Source organism: Vibrio aerogenes (assembly GCF_024346755.1).
In the GTDB taxonomy this organism is placed as follows: Bacteria; Pseudomonadota; Gammaproteobacteria; order Enterobacterales; family Vibrionaceae; genus Vibrio; species Vibrio aerogenes.
In genome coordinates, this window is record NZ_AP024861.1 from 2,781,625 (window position 1) to 2,802,492 (window position 20,868).

Consider the following 20,868-nt stretch of genomic DNA (forward strand, 5'->3'; position numbering starts at 1 on the left):
ACAGAGGGTCATCGGCTTTACCCTGAAAGCAAATGACCCTCACGCACATTCAAACCAGCCGGAATGAGTGCAGTTCAGCCTGTCTTACTGGCCGATCAAGGCTGGAATCCCCGGCAACTGCCCCACCGCTGCCAGTGAGCCGACACAAACTACAAATGCAATGCCCGGAATCAGGTATTTGTCTTTCGCTGAAAGCGATTCAGCACGCTCACGATCGCCAATCAACCCCATATTATCGAGCAGCATCGTGGTCGCCCAGCCAAATACCGGATTGACGAATGCGCAGGCAAAAATACAGATACCGGCACTCAGTGAATCTTTATGCTTGTGAATCATTTGCATCCCGGCTTCCAGCAAAGGCAGGAATACGCCAACAATCAACGCAACACGCAGGACCGGCTCCCACATTGCCAAATCCATCGGATAGCCTAAAACCGATGCCAGAATACACATCACCCCGGTCAGAATCGCTCCGCCGGGAATCGGCCGTTTGGCAATCGCCGCCGGGATCATATAGGTTCCCCAGGAAGACGCTAAGTTGCCGCCCCCCAGCAAAGAGCCCACGCCCTGCCGAACCGAAGCACCAACCATGGTGTCATCGACATCCATCAGCACGCCTTTCGCTTCTTTCGGATAATTGAGTTCCTGAAAGACCCGGTGGCCGAGATAATCCGGTGACCACATCGCCACAGCCAGCAGTGCAAACGGTATCACCGCGATAAAATGCGCCATATTTGGCCAGCCTAACTGCCAGCCGGTCTCTTCTCCCCACCAGTAAAACGGACTGAAATGCGGCAGACCCGGCCCGGTGGTAAACGCAAAATCAGCGCCCATGATATAAGCAACAATCCCGGCAATGGCCGAGCACAGAGGAATCGCCAGCCAGCGCTTATTGACCTTGGCCAGATAAGCATAAACCAACACGGTCACACCTATCACCGCAAACGAAATATAAGCATGATCACTGCCCGCAGCCCAGGCCTCTGTTTTATTGATCTGACCAATCAGCCCGACGGCCCCTAAATAGATGAGCAACCCGCCCCGCACCCCGACGCCGGTGAGCGTCATCAGCTTTGATCCGCCTTTGGTGAAGGCCAGTATTAACCCGAACACACACACCATCAGCCCCAGAGCCAGCGGGTGTCCGCCCGCCGCTGCGATCAGCGGAATCAGCGGAATCATCGGCCCGTGCGTTCCGGCCAGATTCGCGTTTGGATTTAAGATAGCGGAGAACAGAATGACAAACAGCGCCCCCGCAATCAGTAATTCATACCGGACATTTTCTGCGACAAATTCCGGGGACAGACCAAACTGTGCTGCAAATGCAGCAACCATGGCCGTCACCATCACCACTTTACCAATCGTGGCAGCCAGTGCCGGTACCCAGTCTTCAATTTCGATGCTGTAATCACGGAACGGCAAGTGAACACCCCAGCGCCGGAAACTCATGATCTTCAGATCATGATTTAAAAACTCCTCCCGGTTTTCAAACTCCTGCGCCTTGCGACGCATATCTTTATAAAACGTCTTGCTTTTTTTAGACATGTAGTCCTTCCTTATTGGAGATCGGGTTTTGCCAGGTTCAGTCTGGTTCCGCTTACTGCCTGGTATACCGGCCTTCGACCAGTACAAGACGCCATCCCAGACGCTACCTACATCTCTATTGTAGTAATAAAGAGGGAAAAAAGACTGCGGCCTGACCCGATGATGAGTCACCGAAAGGCAAATACCTTCCGGACAGAACAAAATGACAACACCTGACCGAGTCTAGAAAAATCATTCACATGAATTATTGATTTAAATTAATTCATACGCCCAACTTCGGTTGTAGGGTGATATTTTCAAACAGACTTGTAATGACGCGCACAGTTTTTGAGTAATTTATCAATAGTTACAACCAATCTGGTGATAACCGAATGAAACTATCTGAACATGCTGACCATACGGAACAACTCTTTGGCATTCGCGCAGAAGAGATTCATCAGTGGATTGACGAATTTTTTGATCACAATGGCCAGGATCATTTCCGGACAATGGCAGGCAAGCTGGACTATAACCCTTACGATCACCGCCGTTTCCGCCATTGTAAAGAAGCACTGGCTGAAGCCATTCAAACCTTTGGTGACCGGTATACTCACCAACAAATCAAAGACGTGTTTGAAACTCATATCCGGGATGATTACGACGGCTATCTGCCCTCACGCTCAGACTTCAGGAATGATACTTTTCTTGCCCGGTTTCATGATGAGGCAGACAAAGGGACGCCGGACGAGGTACTGGATGCCAGCGAATTAGCAGACTATTTTGAAGGATTACATGATACAGATCCGGACCATGCCCCGTCTCTGAACCGTTTCAGTTTGCGCATCGTCCTGCCTACCGTTGCCGCCATTGTGCTGTTTATCACCGCCATTATCTATGTGATTGTGCCACTCGCCGAAGACGCCATGCTGGGGCAAAAACGCCAGATGCTGAAAGCACTGACCTCAACAGCGGTGAGTATCGTCACGAACTATGTGGCACTGGAACAGCAAGGCATTTTGAGCACGGAAAAAGCACAACAACAGGCCGCCGCAGAAATTCAGGCTATGCGCTACGGTCCGGACAACAAGGATTACTTTTTCATTACGGACATGCACCCGAGAATGGTCATGCATCCTTACCGCAGCGATCTGAAAGGTAAAGATCTCACCCATTATACCGACAGTAAAAACACCAGCGGCGTGCCGGTGTTTACCGAGATCACCCGGCTGGTCAAAGCTTCACAGCACGGATTTCTCGAATATCAGTGGCAATGGAAAGACGATCCAACAGTGACCGCAGCCAAAATGACATATGTGGAAGGTGTCACAGCGTGGCACTGGATTATAGGGACAGGCGTCTATCTGGATGATGTTCAACAAGAAATCGACCGGCTTGAAAACACCCTCTACCGGGTATTTCTTGCCATTACACTCGGGCTGACCGGTATCATGGGGTATGTGATATCCCAGTCCAAGGTGATTGAAAACCGTAAAAAGCGGGCAGAAATGGCACTGCACGAAGCAAAAAATCGTTATCGTGCTTTGGTTGAGTCTTCGAATGAGGGGTATATTCTTGAAGCTGACGGGCAGATCCTGTTTTCCAACTCGCGGTTGCATCAGTTACTCGGCTATACCGACACTGAACTCAAATCTCAGTCAATCTGGGAAGCTTTATTTCCCGACAGCCCTCAAAACAGCAAGGCGTTGACCCATCTGTTACAACTATTTGAACAGGCTACCGAACCCGGAGAGTTTGAGGCCCGGCTTCAAGCCAAAAGCGGCCAGCAAATCGACATCATTTTAAGTACATCCAGAATCTTTTTGTCCGAAAAGCCCGGACATGTTATCTCATTCCGGCCCATCATCCGCAAAATTTATGGCGGGCGTTTCGGCACAATCAAACGTGGCACGGATTATCAGAGAATCAGTGCCGGTATCGTGACAGACATCGAGCAGGGGAAAAGCCACGGGAATGTCGTCGAGTCTCTGAACCAGCTCCCGGATTTGATCCGGGAAATGATTGAAACCGGTGCCCGGCCGGACTACTTGCGTCGCCTGATCGGCAGTACGTATGATGCCGCCATCTGCCGGTTTATTGAACTGACGATTGAGGATATTGGTCAGCCACCGGTCCCCTTTTCGTTTATCTCTTTTGGCAGCAATGCCCGACATGATATGACACTATTCTCTGATCAGGATAATGCGATTGTGTTTGCAACCCCGGAAGATTCTGATCTGAAGTCGATCCGGCGCTATTTTCTGCATCTGGCAGAAAAGGTATGCGCCATGCTTGATCAGGCCGGTTACAGTTATTGTGAGGGGTTAATCATGGCTTCGAATCATCAGTGGTGCCTGAGCCAGAAAGAGTGGGAAGCCAATTTCAGCCACTGGATCGCACAGGCGTCACCGGCATCGATTCTGGAGCTCAATGTATTTTTCGATATCCGTTCGACTTACGGGGAAGCATCGCTGGTTGACGGGATTCAGTCTCACATTCAGCACCTGCTGCACCAGCATCCGGAATTTTTGCCGATCTATGCACAGAACTGCCTGTCTTACGAAGTTCCGCTGAATACCGCCGATGAGATCAAAACAGAAAACTATGAAGGAAAAGCCTCGCTGAACTTAAAAGACTGTTTAAGGCCAATGGAAATCTTCTGCCGGATTTATGCACTGAAACATGATATCCGTGAAAGTAACACGATGGCACGACTAAAACAGTTACATGCAGCTGCAGAGCTTGATAGTAAAACATTCCGGGAAATGGTGTATATCTTCGATCATATCTGGCATCTGCGCTTTATGAATCAGATCATCGAATATACGGATCTGCGTCAGGTCAATGATGTTTTGGCTATCAATGATTTGACCTGGCTTGAACAGGAGAATCTGAAAAATGTGCTGAGCCGGATTTCATTTTTGCATGAGAAAGCAGAGCGGGACTTTTTGCAGGCCGGAGGACAGAACTTTCTGTAAGCAGGCTCTTTTTTACCTCTGGTAGTGTCTGTCCTTACAAAATTAATAGAAAATTAATAGGGACAGGCACTGAAAAACTTAATTATTGATTTGATCATGTATTGACTCCTGTCACAAAATTTAAGTTTCATTTTACATGAATTTTGCAGTTTCAATGCCAAATCAGTCGCAACCTGAATACTATGACTTTTCATCTATATTTATTTGCTGCAAGCTCTTGCTATTCATCCACAATTTCACCGGATCAGATGACCATAGCCCGCTCACAACTGATATCTCTCGATGTCACGCCTTATTATCACTGCGTGTCCCGCTGTGTCCGGCGTTCATTTCTATGTGGAGAAGATTCTGTCACTGGAAAATCTTATGAACATCGCCGGGACTGGCTGGAAAGCCGGATTTTAAAACTGGCGACCATCTACTGCATTGATATTTGTGCCTATGCTGTCATGACAAATCACTATCACTTAGTCGCGCATGTGAACCGCTCAAAAGCGGAGTCTTTGAGTACATTTGAAGTGATCGAACGCTGGCAACAGGAGCATCATTTACCCTGGTTAATTCAGCGGTTTGTGAAACGACAGCTCTCCTGCAAAGCAGAAATCAAACGCTGTCATCAAATCATTCAGCAATGGCGGGAAAGGTTATATTCTCTGAGCTGGATGATGAAGGAGCTCAATTTTAACATCGCATTACAAGCCAACCGGGAAGACCACTGCACCGGGCACTTCTGGGAAGGACGGTTCAAATCTTATGCGCTTTTAGATGAAGCGGCCTTACTCGCGGCGATGACGTACACAGATCTCAATCCTGTCCGGGCAAAAATAGCTGAGACGCCGGAAACATCACAATACACATCACTAAAAAAGCGACTGGATGCGCTGGAAGAACATCAACCAACACCACACGGCTTGTATCCATTTATTGGAGATAGACACCCGGAGCAGCCAGCAGGTATCCCTTTCCGGCTCTCCGATTATATTGAATGGGTTGATTTCACCGGACGACAGCTCCGTCAAGACAAATGTGGATATATCAGCCAAGATCAACCCGCCATTCTCACCCGTTTGTCACTCAGTCAAACCAAAGCGCTGGAACTCGTCACTCATCTTGAACGAAGAAGAAAACGATGGATTGGCAGCCCCGGGCATCTGCTCCTTGCAAAACAACGCCTGAATAAAAAACGAATCGATGGGTTAGCAATATAATCCATCAATATTTCATGCCAGACAACCTGACATTTCTGTTGACCTTCAATGAAGGCACTTCAATCTTCGTTTAAAATAGCGGATTTTTATCACCAAACCTATAAACCGGATAAAACTGAATTGCATGTGTCAGCATTTCTGATCATCAGGTATGTCCTTTTTATCTTCTTTTCGGGTCTGTCCCTTTTATCTTCCCTCTGTCTTCTATGAACAGTCCTCTATGAACAAGGTCTGTCCCTATTCATAAAGGACTGTCCCCATTCATTTCTATTCCTTTCCTAAGCAATGCCGGAAAATTACGCTCAAAATAATCATATCACTGAAATATCATCGTGAGTTGGGTACAATTATGTAACATATATTCAATTGCTATTGATCAAACAGATTGAATAATGGCTGGCAGTTTTGGACAAACAGCCAGTGAACAACCCAATAGGTTCAAAAACAACGAGAGGAATGATGACTAAAGGTATAGATAAGTACAGTATTGACAGTACTGACTACACCATCGGCCAGGATAATGTGCAGAAGTGGGGATTTGATGTACACAATCCGGTGTTTGGTATCAGTGCAGGTTTAATTATTTTATTTCTGGTCGCGGTGTTGGTTGTCGATCCCGCATCCGCCAAAGCGGCTTTAGATGGCGTGAAATGGCAAATTATCGGCAGTTTTGACTGGCTGTTCATCTGGTCCGGTAACATTTTCGTTATTTTCTGTCTGGGACTGATTATCTCGCCACTGGGAAAAATCCGCCTTGGCGGGACTGATGCAACAGCCGATTACTCTTATATTTCCTGGCTTTCAATGCTGTTTGCTGCCGGCATGGGGATTGGCCTGATGTTCTGGAGTGTCGCAGAACCAGTTGCCTATTATACCGGCTGGTATAAAACGCCGCTGAACGTTGCTGCGCATACACCAGAAGCAGCAAAGCTGGCGCTTGGTGCCACTATGTATCACTGGGGGCTGCACCCATGGGCAATTTATGGCGTCGTCGCACTGTCACTCGCTTTCTTTGCATACAACAAAGGTCTGCCACTTTCCATGCGCTCTATTTTCTACCCGATTCTGGGGGATCGCGCCTGGGGATGGGCCGGAAATATTGTTGATACTCTTGCCGTTGTTGCAACATTATTTGGTCTGGCGACCTCTCTCGGGCTTGGCGCACAGCAAGCTGCCAGCGGGATTCATCATGTATTCGGACTCGATTCAGGGATTGGGCTGCAAATCACCGTAATTATTGGTGTTACATTACTGGCGACGGTTTCAGTCGTCCGCGGGATTGATGGTGGTGTCAAAACCATCAGTAACATCAACATGGTGATTGCTTTTCTGCTGCTGATTCTGGTCGCACTGATCGGTTATGCGATTGTACTGGGTAATATCGGCACTACAATCTCAGCTTATATTGAAAACTTTATTCCGCTCAGCAACCCTCATGGCCGGGAAGACGAAGCATGGTTCCAGGGCTGGACTGTTTTCTACTGGGCATGGTGGATTTCCTGGTCACCATTTGTCGGCATGTTCATTGCGCGTGTTTCGAAGGGACGTACCGTTCGTGAGTTTATGACCGCCGTCTTACTGGTTCCAACCGCTGTCACTGTCGTGTGGATGTCCACTTTTGGTGGGATGGCGATTGATCAGGTGGTTCATCATATTGGTGAGCTGGGTAATCAGGGACTGACCGATGTGTCTCTGGCCATGTTCCAGATGTTTGATGTACTTTCCTATGGATCAGTTTTATCCATCATCGCCGTTGTGCTGGTGCTGGTTTTCTTTATTACTTCGTCAGATTCCGGCTCTCTGGTTATCGACAGTATTACTGCAGGCGGGAAAATGGATGCACCGGTTGCCCAGCGTATTTTTTGGGCATTAATGGAAGGTGCCATTGCCATGACGCTGTTGTGGGTCGGTGGCACTGAGTCGGTTCAGGCACTTCAGGCCGGAGCCATCTCAACAGCCCTGCCATTTACGTTTGTTCTGCTGCTGATGTGTGTCAGCCTGCTGATGGGCATGCGGACAGAGCGTCGTTAACCTGTTCATATAGCGTTTTCACTGAATCAAATCCCCTTCCCTGACGGTGGGGGATTTTTATACAGGATCAAAAGTTTCAACTGGATCTGAAAAATTAATCCGGCGGTCCGGGCTATCATTATCACAGGCTATTATTCTCACAGGCTATCATTCCCAAAACTGCCGGATCGGGATTGTGCGATCATAATGATGTGCAATCTGCGCCTGAAACAATTCTGCTGTTGCCACAGCATCGGTAAGCGCATGGTGTGGGGTATACAGTGGCAGGCCATAACGGGAACGACTGAGCCCCAGCCTGACAGATTCGGGTTTATACCCCCGAAGCCGCTTAAGAATGCCACCATTCCGTTTTTGCTGAATTTGGGTTTCTACCCGCATCGTGTCAATCAGCGGGAACTCAATACCTTCAGCAATACGGAGTTGCAAAGCCCGGTCAAAGAATTCCCGTTCGATTTTCTGATAATGCACCACCATAATTTTTCCAGCCATCTGCGCCAACACCTCCTGATAAACCAGCGATAAATCGGGCGCATGCAGAATATCAGAATGTGTAATCCCATGAATGACAACAGACTCTTCCTCAAGCTGCTTGCGGGGATTCACGATCCACTGCTTTGCCTGACCGATCCATATCCGGTTGAGATTAAATGGCACCGTTCCGATCGTGATAATGTCGTTGTCCTGCGGGTCCAGACCTGTGGTTTCAAAATCCATCGCCAGAAACGTCACATCTTCAACCGGAGTGTCCGGTTCAGGAATACCCGCCGCGTAATAGCGTTTTAAAGCCTCATTTTGAACCAATTCGAGCCTGCGCCTGAACTTGGATTGCCAGTCAATTGCCGGCGGAGACATAATTTTACTGAGCATAAATGCCTCATGTGAGATTCTTGTTGGCTACATAACGGAATTTCAGGAAATTCTGCGCATTACTCAAAATCTGAAATGCATCTTTGAGGTTCCGCCGTTCGAAATCAGACAGCTTTTCAGGCTCGATATTGTTGTCCGGTTCAATACCATTTTCGACATCATCTGCCTGATGACGGATACGAACCATAGAAATAAATTCAAGCGCATCACGCAGATCCCGTGCTTTTCCTCCGGGTAAAATACCTGCCTCATGAATGTCATCCAGTCGTTCAAATGAGTTTTTCGAACGCGACCCAACCGCAAGCGCATGCACCCGGATCAAATCTGCCAGCGGTGCCGTACCGCGACGTTTCAGGTTGATGGAGTTCTTATGTTGCCCATCTTTTTCCACCACAAAATCCTTGAAAAAACCCAGAGGTGGCGTCCTGTTGATCGCGTTACGGGCCAGACAGGCCAGAAAACGGTTATTCTTCCGTGCACGCCGGACAATAAACCCGTTCAGCTGTTCCGCCCATTTCAGTCGCCCGTAAACCCCGTCAAGGTCAAAGAAGATCGAAGCATTCAGCAAGGCTTTCGGATTCGGATCATCGATCCAATCGGCAAAACATGCTTCCCATTCCGCTCTGGTCATCCGCCAGTCCGGATTGGTTGCCATGATGTCCCCGGTGCAATATGCGTAACCACACTGATCAAGGCCATCACACACACGCTTTGCCAGTTCAGCAAAGTAGCGGTCATGTTTTTCCCGGTTAAACGTATTATCCACAATAATGGCGTTATCCTGATCGGTCACAAGAATCTGTTCATCGCGTCCCATCGAGCCTAAAGCAACAAAGCAGTAAGGCACCGGCGGCTCACCCAGCGCTTCTTCAGCCAGTTCAATAATCCGCTGTTTAAAACTCCGTCCAATCACAGACATCGCACTACCAACCATATGAGAGTTGGCATCTTCATTCACCAGACGTACAAAACTGTCTTTCACCTGCCCGGCGAGGGCAGCCAGTTCTTCAATGCTTTGCTGCTGGAAAATACGGCTGACCAGCAACAATGAGTTCTGGGATTCATAACGAACGATATCTGTCGCTTCAATAATGCCGATCGGCTGTTTATTTTTCAGCACCGGCAGGTGGTGCACGTTATATCGCAGCATCGTCAGCATCGCTTCATACACATAGGCGTTATGATCGAGTGAAATCACTTCGGTTGTCATCACCGCAGCGACTTCAGTTTCCGGGCTCACCCCGGCAGCCAGCACACGGGTACACAGATCCCGGTCCGTAATAATACCGACCAGCGGATTCGTCTCATCGTCATCATCTGCTGTGATTTCCGGATCAACCACCAACAATGCAGAAATATTCTCTTCCGCCATTTTGATCGCAACTTGCTGTACCGGCTCAGTTTTCGCGACAAAAGGTGCGGTACTGGTCAGCAGCGTCCGGAGTTTAGATGTGGTCAAATCATTTTGTTCGTGACTGATTGATACTGCCTGACGCAAGCGGGCGGTATCTTCGAGTTCAACAAAATCTGCGAAACTTTCATGATGATCATAGAGCTGTTGAAACACGGTTTCGGGAATACAGTAAAGCAACGTGTCTCTTACTGCTTTAGCGGGAAAGCGGACTTTATTATTGGTTAATAATCCCATCTGGCCGAAGAGTGCGCCTTCACCAAGGCGATTGTATAGTTCACCTTTACGGCGATAAATTTCCACGACACCACTTCGCACCACGTACAGATCACGGATGACATCACCAAAATGAATAATCGGCGTATCTTCGCGATAATAAGAAATTTCAATATGCCGGGTGATGTCCTGCAGTACATCATCTTCCAGCTCATCAAATGGCGGGTATTGGGCAAGAAAGTTTTTAATTTCCAGTAACTCTGCTTCCATGAAAAATCCGGGGCCGGGTAAACGGTGAAACATCATCGCACGGGCGTCTTCTGGCTTCAACACACGAAAGCCCGACCTGATGTGCAGTCCGTGCGTATTTTAAGAAAGACATGCCGGCAATACCAGCCGGGCAATCATTCCGCCATGATTTTCTTCAATATCCAGTTGCCAGCCTAACCTTTTACAAACCTGCTGAGTCAGGTCCAGTCCAAAACCAAAACTGATCGCCTGTTGCTGAGTTTCCGTACCGGTATCACAATTATGAATCACAACAGCACGATGATCGGCAGAACAATGTATCCAGCCTTCCTGCGTATACTGGAAAGCATTTCGAATCAAATTACTCAGAACGATATGAAAAGGCATCACAGGTAACTCAATTTCAATGTCGGCATCACATTTGAGAGTCACCTCAACATCATTTTCATGAGTTAAATAATCCAGGTCAGACATGATTCCGGCAACAACTTGTCTGAGATTGAATCTTTCCAACGCAGGGTCTTGTGCATTTTTCCGGTTCAGCCATAGCAAAGTTTCGATAATCAATTGCATCTTTTCCCCGGACATATCCAGTCTTTCTATCACATCATGAGAGAGAGCCGGCAATGGAAGACGTTTCAGGTATTCTACATTGACACGCATGACGGCAAGCGGGGTCCTCAATTCATGACTAGCGTGAGACAAAAAGGCCTTTTCCCGCTCCACCAATGCAGCATTCTGCCGAAGCGAACCGGCCATACTATCAGCCACCAATTCGAATTCCCGGTAAACGAACCCCGGTCTCTTTTCATTCAGATTTTCGACGGTCAAACGACTGACCCATTCAGATAATTTCTGGGTCAGGCCTCCCAGTCGCCAGGAATAAAGGCCAAATCCGGCCAGAATCAAAAACAGATAACCCATCCCGGCATAAAACATCTGTTTTTCTGTATCCGCCAGATCCGCGTAATCTTCAGGCTGACTCAATTCTGAATCAAAATTAGAAACCACATACAGTTTTCTGCCATCATGCAACACCAAGTGGTAAATCACATAGTAATAACTGCCATCATCATCCGGGGGCTCAAAAAAAGCGTATTCTCCGGGCTTAAGGTCGGTTCCGGCAAACAGATCACCATACTTGTTTCTGGTTTGTTCAAGGCTATCGAAGTAAAAGTCAGTCAGAAACGAAGACGGCTGAACATCAGGATTCTTTTCGTATTCATGAGCAAATTTCCGGGCATTCAGCACCATGGAAAAATTAATGGCAGTATCCACTCCCCGATCAAAAAAAGTCACCAGCAAAGTGCTATAAAACACAACCGAGAACAAGGCAACCAGCATAAAACAAATTGCTAATTCCCTTTTCAGTGAGTAGCCGGCTCCTTTCCGGAACATCTTTATTCTGCCGGACATGATGCTCCATCCCCTATTCTGACCCCCAGCTTTTGCACCGTATGAATTAACGGCACAGCAAAAGGCTTATCGATTTGTTGCCTTAACTGATATACCTGCACCCGGAGATTACTTGTTTCAGGCAATTCATCAGGCCATAAAATGTTTTCCAGCGCTTCCCGGCTGACAACAGCGGGACTTTTTCGCATCAGTGCTTCTAACAATAACTGGTTAGCAGGCGTCAGGCGGATCAATTGCCCGGACCGGGTAATCCGTTTTGCTTTGACATCATAAATCAGGTCAGCGACGACCAGCTTGTGTGTTTGTCCGCTCTTGCGCCGGGATAATGATTTGGTTCGCACCACCAACTCTTTCATGGCAAAGGGTTTTACCAGATAATCATCGGTACCGGCATCAAATCCGGCTACTTTATCATCCAGCGTATCTTTCGCGGTCAGCATCAGAATGGGTGTGTCATTTCCATGGGATCTGAGTTGCTGACAAACATTCAGACCATTCACGCGCGGAAGCATCAAATCAAGCAAAATCACGTCATAGTGATTGGATTTTGCCAGATTGAGCCCGGTATGACCGTTGTAAGCAAAGTCACAAATGATATCATCGAGCTTCAAATAATCGGCAATCGATTGTGAAAGATGTCTGTCATCCTCAATCAGCAGGACATGAATCTGCTTTTCTTTCATCACTCTGTCTCCGGGCTGCCTATATCGTCATTATCCGTCAACAAGATAGCATTTCCAACCCTGAAGGATTTATATGACAAAGCGTCATTGTGACCGGCCAGTCGTGAATAAAGCGTGAATTAACGCCAGACTCAAAACATTTCAATACATCGTCATCAACCCAAAATCCATGTATCCGACATCAGATGACAATAAATTCACTTCCCCATCGTTTTTACGCTTCTTTCACATCGTCTGGTTTAACTTACGCCACACCTTATCAACATGTGATGAAAATTTATCGGAGTGAAATATGCGGTCTCACCCAAAATGTCTGCGCTGGCTGCTCTGCGCCTCAGTGTCAATCTCAGTCTCTGCCTGTGGAGACAACAATTCAGAAACAAGCAATAGCTATTACTATGGCCTGTGGCAACATACCGGTTATGGCGATATCTACCGGCTGAATGAAAACAAAGCCCAAATTTACCAGTTCAATAGTGAAGGCTGTCTGATCGCTGAATCCATGTCCCCTGAAACAATGAAGCAGAAATATTTTCCCGGTGCCACACTGTCATCCGACAATATGACCATCACCTCACAGGGGGCGGGTCATCCTTTCACCAGCACATATGAGCGGTTATTCTTCCTGCCCGACATTTGTCAGTCCCAAAACTTACTGGACAAGAGCAGTTCGCCGGTCCGTGTTTACAACTTTTTCTGGGCCAATATGAATGATTACTATGCTTTCTTTTCGGAGCGCGGAGTCGACTGGAATGAAGTTTATCAGCAAGCCCAGACCAGACTGAGCGACGACATGACAGACGAAGCGCTGTTTGAGGTCATACAAACATCTCTCAGTGGTTTCTCGGATGATCATATTTTTCTGTCTTCCGGTGACGACAGTTTCTCTCCGGCCGCGCCCAAAGGGGTGCTACAGGTTCTGATACAAGGGTTTCTCAACCAAACCCAGTTCACAACGGTTGAAGCTTACGCAGCAGATGCGCTGACGAAAATCACGGCAATTCAACAGCAAATGATGGATTCAGGCAGTGTTCATGTCATCCATGGGGCCACCACCGATCCCATCTACGGCACCGAACGCATGGTCTGGGGCACATTCAATCAGGGAAGTATCGGCTATTTTCGCCCAAATGTGATGCAGCTGGAACTTAGTGAAACCGACACAGACTCAGAACAGCTGGTGAATCATGTGGTTTCGGCGATGGATCAGGTCATGCAGGATCTGACCGACACCGACGCCATCATCATTGATATGCGATTCAATGGTGGCGGTGAAGATGGTGCCTCGCAGGAAATCGCCAGCCGGTTTAATGCTGCCAAACAGCAGGTTCTGGGCCGGTTTACCCGAACAATCACCGGAGAAGGTGACTTGTACTGGATTGATCTGCCCGAATCATCCCGAACAACCGCCTATACCAAACCCGTGATGATTCTCACCAGCGGCAGCACCGTCAGTGCTGGTGAAACTTTCATGATCATGATGAAGTCTCTGCCCCAGGTCACCATCATGGGCGAATCAACCAGTGGATCTCTGTCTGATGCACTGCATAAAACACTGCCCAATGGCTGGGAAATGAGTCTGTCAAATGAAGTCTATATCGACCCTCAATATCAGGCTTATGAAGTTACCGGTGTCCCGCCGGATATTGCAATCGTGCCATTCCGTCTGAGCGATATCACCGAAAATAAAGACACAGCGTTAAGTGCAGCGATTGTGCGGGCTGAAGCGATGTAATGCTTTTATCATAAGTTGTAATTCTCTTATCACAAATAATGACACGACAACTGAAAAAGCGGACAAAAAGAAATATTAAATACACTGTCATTTGAATTGAATAGTTTTATGTTTATACCTGCAAATACGGGGAACACAGTGTCCTGAAACCGTATCACCTTATTTAGCTGACTTCATCAAGGATGAGGGTGTGGCGCAGCTTAAGTTCTGCTGAAGTCAGCTATCTTCGAAACATGTCCTGTTCAATTTAACCAGCCAACGCATGTGAATGAGGACAGGCGAATGTGAATGAGGACAGGCACAAGTTCTTTGCTCAAGTTCCTTTTTATATTTCAGTTCCGCACTGATGATCAATAATCCCCACCGGCTCCCAAACAAGCATACCGGACTTTAAAATCACTCAGCATGGATTCTTTAGAGCGGATCTGTTGCAAGACGACTGGATCAAGTTCCGCCGTCACAACATCCGGCTTATTTTCTGCTGCCTCAGTGAGCAAATGACCATCAGGCCCCCAGATACCGCTGGCCCCGCACGCCAGCCAGCCGCCGGTTGTCCCAACATGATTCGACATCAAAACATACATCGTATTATCCAGTGCCCGTGCCGGCATCCAGATACGGGATTCGTGGAAACCATTTCCCCGGCTAAACATGGCACTGACTAAATAAGCATCGCACCCGGCAACAGCCGCTGAACGCGCGTGTTCGCCAAACCCGGAGTCATAGCAAATAGCCAGACCGAATTTCCAGCCATCGACATCAAAGCTGCCGGATGTTGAGCCGGGCGTAAACAAACCGGTTTCTGTACAGAAAAGAGCACGTTTATGATAGGTCATAAAGTGCTCACCCTGATCGTTAAAGCACAGTGAACTGATATAAATGTGCTCTCCTTCGCTGGTTGCAGCGCCTACCACCGCATAAATGCCCAGCTCACGGCAAACCTCAGCAACAGGTGCGAGCCTGTCGTCACCACAATGAATGGTATATTCTGCCGGATCAGATTGAATTAAATCCGGCTCGTAGCCACTGAGAAATTTCTCTGGCAGCACAACAACTCTGGCACCTTGCTCAGCAGCCTGACGGATCAACGCCACAGACTGACGGACATTAGCGGCAATATCTCCGGCGACCGGCTGTGCCTGCGCAGCTGCGACACGTAATATTTGACCGGGGCCATCTTTCAATTCAGATGTCATATTTTTATTCCTGTCTGGTCATCACAATCCGGTCTCTGAAGATACCGGATTTCTGAATTGAACGCTTTATATAAAACATGTATCGTCGTATTTCTTGCGTCATATATACCGATACCGGAATGGTCCGGATGACAAGCTGATTCAGTATGGCGATAATCTGGCACAAATGATTGAGCACAGAAAACAGATGAAAATTTCGTTATTAGCCGACTGCCCGGCAGCCACACCGCAGCTGGCTCAATGGTACTTTGATGAATGGGCACACAAAGACCCGGAGACGACACTGGCGAGTGTGACGGAAAAAGTCGCATTAGGTGCGCTCAACAGAGACCAGCTTCCTGTTGCTTTTGTGGTCCAGCTGGAGAATCAACCCGTCGGCGCGGGGGAACTGAAATACCGGGAATTAGCCGAATATCCGGGAATGCATGACTGGCTGGATGGTATTTATGTCCCGGCGGCACATCGCGGCAAAGGCATCTCAACCCTGTTAATTGAGTTTGCCAAACAAAAAGCGACTGAACTTGCCCTGCCCGCTCTGTATCTGCGCTGTGAAGCTCATAATGTCAAACTTTATGAAAAACATGGTTTTCATATCATTTGTGCCAGGCAGCATAAATTGATTATGGGCTGTGAATTAGCGGACCAGTATTGAAAAAACGTCCGTTTAGGTATGTCGGTCCAGGTAAGATTCAATGATATAAGCAATGATTTAAACATCGGTCAGTTGTATAGGATAACTCATCAATGCATCAGGATAACCTCAAGTTATTAGGCGATTTCTTACGGGCTAAGAGAGAAAGTATTCAGCCTGAAACGATTGGTCTGCCAAAGCCATCAAGATCAAGAACCAGAGGATTAAGAAGAGATGATGTCGCATATAACTCCGGCATCAGTACCATTTGGTACAGTAAGATTGAACGGGGTCAGGTAACAGGAATTTCACCCCAGGTGCTGACTGCAATCTCAGACACACTCAAGTTAACCAAATCAGAGTATGAGTATATCTGTAATTTAGTTTCCCTCCGGATAAGCGCCACCAATGATCCATGTAGTACGATTTCTGATCATACGTCTCATCTGCTTTCTCAGCTGAATCCATTTCCTGCACTGGTGATGAATGACTACCTGAATATTGTCTCATGTAACGAAGCCTTTAATCTGATGATAGGTTTTTCTTTTGACTCTCTGATTCCGGAAGAAAAAAACTACTTACATTTAACGATTAAAAATTCTCAGTGGCAAAAATTTCTGCATATTGAAGATCAGGAAAAATTAACAACACAAATTACCCGGATGGCTGGCTTTCTCCGTAATGCCCTGGCAAAACGTCCTCATGATTTAATTCTAAATCAAAAAATAGATAGTTTTATCGAGCTTTCGCCTGCATTTGAGCAAGCCTGGCTGGATAATACGGTTTTGAAGCCGGAAGAACTCTCATATATCTATAAACATGCTTTGCTTGGCTCCATAACATTAGATAAGCAGTTATGGTGGAATATGCATGGAGACTCAAGCAGCAGGATTAATATCTATCACCCACAAAATGATGCAGATAAAAAGCGATTGACAGACATCCTGAAAAATATGAATGAATCAGAATAAAAAAATGCCTTTTTCTGGCGGCCTTTTCACCTGTGACAGTGAGTCTTCAAAGGCCGGAATGGGCAGCCTCACCGGCACTCGTTGATTTAGCGCGATACAGAAGCATGACAACACTTGCAAAAGCGAAAACTAACATGATCCACGCCATCGTCCACGGTGTACCATCGCGAAAAAACGCCAGTAACAGTGAAGAGACAATGCCACTGCCATACTGCAACGAACCAATCAGCGCCGACGCGGATCCCGCCATCGAGGGAGCGGCTTCCATTGCTGCAGTCGTTGAGTTTGCAGCAATAATGCCATTCATTGAAAAGAACATAAATATGCTCACCACAACAGCAACAACCCCACCAACCTGCATTTTCACCACCAAAGCCAGTATCAGTGTGGCAAATGCCGCCACGCCCACGGCAATTTTCAGCAAGCTCTCCAGTGAATAATGCAACACCAGACGCCGGTTCAACAGACTCATCACCATCACCCCAACAATATTGAGGGCAAACAGCCAACCGAAGTACTGCGGGTCAACACCAAAAAAGCTGATATAAACAAACGGCGATCCGGTCATAAAGGCGTACGCAGCAACATAGAAAAAAGTCAGACATAGCGTGTAACGCATAAACTCCCGGTTGCTGAGCAGCATGAAGTAATTCCGGAATGCCCCCGATAATGAGACTTTCACGCGTTTTTCCGGTGGCAATGTTTCCGGCAGGATAAACAGTGAAAGAAACATCAGCCCGCCAATCACCACCAACAACCAAAACACAGCATGCCAGCTGGTCACCCTGATGATTTGTCCGCCAGCCAACGGCCCTGCAATCGGGGCAATCGCCATAATAAAGAGCAAAGTCGAAAGCATTTGCGCCGCGCGGGTGCGGGTGAAAGAATCACGGATCATCGCCCTTGCCAACATCGGCCCGGTACAGGCACCAAATGCCTGAAACACCCGCCAGAAAACGATTTGCTGAATATCCGTTGACAATGCACACCCGGCCGAGCCAATCGTAAACATCACCATACCAATAAACAGGGGGAGGCGGCGGCCCAGTGCATCACTGATCGGCCCCCAAACCAGTTGTGCTAATGCAAAACCAATGAGAAAACCGGTGACTGTCAGTTCTGCATCACCTTGTAAATCTTTTGCCATCACAGGCATCGCAGGTAAATATATATCCGTTGATAAAGATGCGAACGCCATCAACGTACTGAGGATCGCCAAAAATAGCGGCCCATGTAGCTTATTGTTCATAATCTGATAAAACCCGAATGTGATTGTTTTAGTTTCTGAAGGCCGTCATGAAATGCATGTCCTTATGCAACAATCGTCCTTATGCAATCATAAGATTTTAACGTGTGTGTCATACCTAACAAGGAAGTATTTAAACACGTATAAATTGTATACTTAACCTCAAGATGCGGATTCAGACATCAATCTCATCATGCTTATTCAGGTATTGAACGATGCATCACCGTACCCGCTTTAATTTGAAAAACTGCATCATTTTTCGCAATGACGAACCGTTCTGCCGGTCCGGATTCATTGCACCCACACAAAAAGAAAAGCACAAGATGACAACAGGCTTTGACCATTTTATTACCCATAGATTCTCCATATTTCAGCCGTTACGGGCTCTTAAAGCCACAGGCAAACGCCTCTCTTCAGCTAAGAAGATAAACACGCAATTCAATTTAACCATCTGTTTTATATATAAAATAAAAATAAAATCAAAAATAGCTATCTATCTTGCGAGCATCATGTATAGTGGTCCCGGCTCAAACAATCGAGCTATTAATAAAACATTTAGTTCAAGATTTTCTCAGTTTCTTTTCGAATTCATTCGACATGTACATCCTGCGATAGCTTTTTCTTAATACCCAATGTTAGTAGCTTCGGTGTTGACTTTTTCAATAATTATCGAGGTATATATGTCTAATAAAACAACTGGTTCAGTAAAATGGTTTAACGAAACAAAAGGTTTCGGTTTTATCACTCCGGATAACGGCGGCGCAGATGTCTTCGTTCACTTTAATGCGATTGCTGCAGACGGTTTCAAAACTCTTGCAGAAGGCCAACAAGTGAGCTTTGACGTCGAGCAAGGTGCCAAAGGCCCTCAAGCTGCGAACGTGACTCCCGTTTAATTGCGGTTCCCGGAGATGGATGATTCGTCCGTCTCCTTTTCATAACGATGAGACACTGTATGGCCCAAAAAACGAGCCGACGATTATTCTGGTATCACCTGCTTCGGGATCAAAAGCATTCAAAAGGAAAGCCGCCATTTGTTCATAATCAACAATAATCAAGACTTTAACGACAGTTCATTGTCCACCACCATTTATCAACTCAACAGCGACGTAATAAAACGCCACCAGCAGTTCAAAGCTATCTCTATCCGTCTGGTACTGAAACCCAACCGGTATCGTTGAATCACCCTCAGTTAATGATATGAACTCAATCTGTTTAGAATTCACACACCATCTATAACTTTACACACTATCTATAAAAAGCCGGGGAAATGACATGAAAAAATCACGGACAAATATTAAGAAAAAAACACCCAAAACCAACGCCAACTATGAAGCAAAATTCGAACAAATGGTGGGTGAATATCATGCAGCTAAAGCGTTACTTGATTCAATGACAGCAGGTACGCCCGAACACAGCCAGCAGAAAAAACACTGTGATTCACTTTTTGCAAGTGCAGAGCGTTTCTTTAACAGAAATAACAGCCAATGACGCTCAGTGTCGTGGTCACATAAAAATGACTACAACCCTGTATCGATTCCGCAGTTTCATACCGAAAAAATACCATGTTTCAGACATTAATCATGTCATTGAGCAAATGCCTTGTGTATGAAAACAAACGTTAAAACCATTATCAGTGACTTGTCATTCTTTTGAGCGGGATGTACTCATTGCAGGAGCAAACTTATTTCAGTATAGAAGCAAAGATCGCACTCCTGCTCTTACGGCTGTGTTCCGGAAAGAGTGACAGCTCAAAAGATATCGCTCAATTCAAAATGATACAGATAAGACAGTTGGAGCGTCATCTCATCAAGTGCCGGGTTCACCTCAAGCACCGGATAATAAGCATTTAAAGAAAAAGAGTGATTTCCTTTATTCAGCTCAATAAATACATTGGAAGAAACCCCCACCTCACTGATTTTTACTTCCTTCACTTCAGAAAAATCCGGTTGTGACTCTCTGGTTACTTTGTAATTCCCTTTTGCATAAAGATAGCCAACACCAAGACCACCCCCGATTTTTGTGTTCCACTCATCTGGATGATGTCGGTTGAAATGATAAATAAACGCAGGTACCGCAGACACATTATAACCGGAGATTGAAGTCCCTAAATCACTGATACTATCTAAGTTTGTCGGGTCATCATAAAGCTCTCCCTGTTTATCCAGCTTTAAACGGCTCCAGCGTAATTGTAGCTGAACGCCATAATGACTTTCTTCACCAAAATAGTATGCATCAGAGACGATAGAAAGGGTCGGATTCAGGCTGAAATCACTCACCATTTGTGCCACAGTCGTATGACTGTCTTTGGCATCATAAATATTGATATAGTGATTAGACAGTTCGACACCTACCGCCAGTTCAAGAGCTGAACTATGCAGGGGGAAAATCAGACTGGCAGAGAGAGCAGGTATTCTGACAAGAGATTTCATTGACTGGAGTGTAGTGAAGCTATAATACATTTCCCCATCTTATCTTAAAAGCACACAAAAACAACCGGTTGTATAATTAA

General features: G+C 46.6%; 17 protein-coding genes. 8 read left to right on the forward strand and 9 right to left on the reverse strand.

Translation table 11 applies throughout. From position 1 onward, the window contains the following. Positions 1-84 precede the first annotated feature (84 nt). Entirely contained in the window at positions 85-1,545 is a 1,461-nt protein-coding gene (locus OCV29_RS12305) for a DUF3360 family protein (RefSeq protein WP_073603168.1), read from the reverse strand. 371 nt (positions 1,546-1,916) lie between these two features. Between OCV29_RS12305 and OCV29_RS12310 the strand changes: the two genes are divergently transcribed. The 3 genes from OCV29_RS12310 (at position 1,917) to OCV29_RS12320 (ending at position 7,738) form a co-directional block, all read left to right on the forward strand. Next, the gene (locus OCV29_RS12310) at positions 1,917-4,499 is read left to right on the forward strand and encodes a DUF294 nucleotidyltransferase-like domain-containing protein (RefSeq protein WP_073603167.1); all 2,583 of its coding nucleotides are present in this window, start codon (positions 1,917-1,919) and stop codon (positions 4,497-4,499) included. 248 nt (positions 4,500-4,747) lie between these two features. Beyond that, entirely contained in the window at positions 4,748-5,707 is a 960-nt protein-coding gene (locus OCV29_RS12315; RefSeq protein WP_073603247.1) for a transposase, read from the forward strand. Positions 5,708-6,166: 459 nt separating this feature from the next. Continuing rightward, positions 6,167-7,738, forward strand: coding sequence for a BCCT family transporter (locus OCV29_RS12320; protein ID WP_073603166.1), 1,572 nt, complete (start codon positions 6,167-6,169; stop codon positions 7,736-7,738). A 147-nt stretch (positions 7,739-7,885) separates the two neighbouring features. On the opposite strand, the gene OCV29_RS12325 is transcribed toward OCV29_RS12320, so the two are convergent. From OCV29_RS12325 to OCV29_RS12340, 4 genes are all read right to left on the reverse strand, one after another. Next, entirely contained in the window at positions 7,886-8,605 is a 720-nt protein-coding gene (locus OCV29_RS12325) for a 3'-5' exonuclease (protein WP_073603165.1), read from the reverse strand. A gap of 7 nt (positions 8,606-8,612) precedes the next feature. Further along, complete coding sequence (locus tag OCV29_RS12330) at positions 8,613-10,502, reverse strand: DUF294 nucleotidyltransferase-like domain-containing protein (protein WP_073603246.1); 1,890 nt, start codon at positions 10,500-10,502, stop codon at positions 8,613-8,615. 99 nt (positions 10,503-10,601) lie between these two features. Beyond that, positions 10,602-11,897 carry a sensor histidine kinase gene (locus OCV29_RS12335; RefSeq protein WP_084193274.1) on the reverse strand — a complete coding sequence of 432 codons (1,296 nt, stop codon included), beginning with the start codon at positions 11,895-11,897 and terminating at the stop codon, positions 10,602-10,604. After that, positions 11,882-12,580, reverse strand: coding sequence for a response regulator transcription factor (locus OCV29_RS12340; RefSeq protein ID WP_073603163.1), 699 nt, complete (start codon positions 12,578-12,580; stop codon positions 11,882-11,884). Before OCV29_RS12340 ends, OCV29_RS12335 begins: the two co-directional genes overlap by 16 nt. Before the next feature lie 292 nt (positions 12,581-12,872). Between OCV29_RS12340 and OCV29_RS12345 the strand changes: the two genes are divergently transcribed. Further along, entirely contained in the window at positions 12,873-14,315 is a 1,443-nt protein-coding gene (locus OCV29_RS12345; RefSeq protein ID WP_073603162.1) for a S41 family peptidase, read from the forward strand. A gap of 350 nt (positions 14,316-14,665) precedes the next feature. Here OCV29_RS12345 and OCV29_RS12350 read toward each other — a convergent pair whose 3' ends face one another. Then, complete coding sequence (locus OCV29_RS12350; RefSeq protein WP_073603161.1) at positions 14,666-15,511, reverse strand: carbon-nitrogen hydrolase family protein; 846 nt, start codon at positions 15,509-15,511, stop codon at positions 14,666-14,668. A gap of 94 nt (positions 15,512-15,605) precedes the next feature. On the opposite strand from OCV29_RS12350, the gene OCV29_RS12355 reads away from it, so the two are divergent. Both OCV29_RS12355 and OCV29_RS12360 read left to right on the forward strand, forming a co-directional pair. Further along, positions 15,606-16,163, forward strand: a complete 558-nt coding sequence (locus OCV29_RS12355; protein ID WP_245796793.1) for a GNAT family N-acetyltransferase — start codon at positions 15,606-15,608, stop codon at positions 16,161-16,163. A 92-nt stretch (positions 16,164-16,255) separates the two neighbouring features. Beyond that, positions 16,256-17,113, forward strand: a complete 858-nt coding sequence (locus OCV29_RS12360; protein ID WP_073603160.1) for an MmyB family transcriptional regulator — start codon at positions 16,256-16,258, stop codon at positions 17,111-17,113. 46 nt (positions 17,114-17,159) lie between these two features. Here OCV29_RS12360 and OCV29_RS12365 read toward each other — a convergent pair whose 3' ends face one another. Both OCV29_RS12365 and OCV29_RS12370 read right to left on the reverse strand, forming a co-directional pair. Beyond that, positions 17,160-18,362: a multidrug effflux MFS transporter gene (locus OCV29_RS12365; protein ID WP_073603159.1), complete on the reverse strand. Its 1,203-nt coding sequence runs from the start codon at positions 18,360-18,362 to the stop codon at positions 17,160-17,162. Between the two features lie 194 nt (positions 18,363-18,556). Then, on the reverse strand, positions 18,557-18,715 hold the full coding sequence (locus tag OCV29_RS12370) for a hypothetical protein (RefSeq protein WP_175561525.1): 159 nt from the start codon (positions 18,713-18,715) through the stop codon (positions 18,557-18,559). Positions 18,716-19,039: 324 nt separating this feature from the next. Between OCV29_RS12370 and cspE the strand changes: the two genes are divergently transcribed. Beyond that, complete coding sequence (cspE, locus tag OCV29_RS12375) at positions 19,040-19,252, forward strand: transcription antiterminator/RNA stability regulator CspE (RefSeq protein WP_073603244.1); 213 nt, start codon at positions 19,040-19,042, stop codon at positions 19,250-19,252. Positions 19,253-19,631: 379 nt separating this feature from the next. Continuing rightward, a complete protein-coding gene (locus OCV29_RS12380) occupies positions 19,632-19,847 on the forward strand; it encodes a hypothetical protein (protein WP_073603158.1) in 216 nt (71 codons plus the stop codon). Positions 19,848-20,107: 260 nt separating this feature from the next. Here the strand turns inward: OCV29_RS12380 and OCV29_RS12385 are convergent, their stop codons facing one another. Beyond that, positions 20,108-20,818: a hypothetical protein gene (locus OCV29_RS12385; RefSeq protein ID WP_139281546.1), complete on the reverse strand. Its 711-nt coding sequence runs from the start codon at positions 20,816-20,818 to the stop codon at positions 20,108-20,110. Positions 20,819-20,868 lie beyond the last annotated feature (50 nt).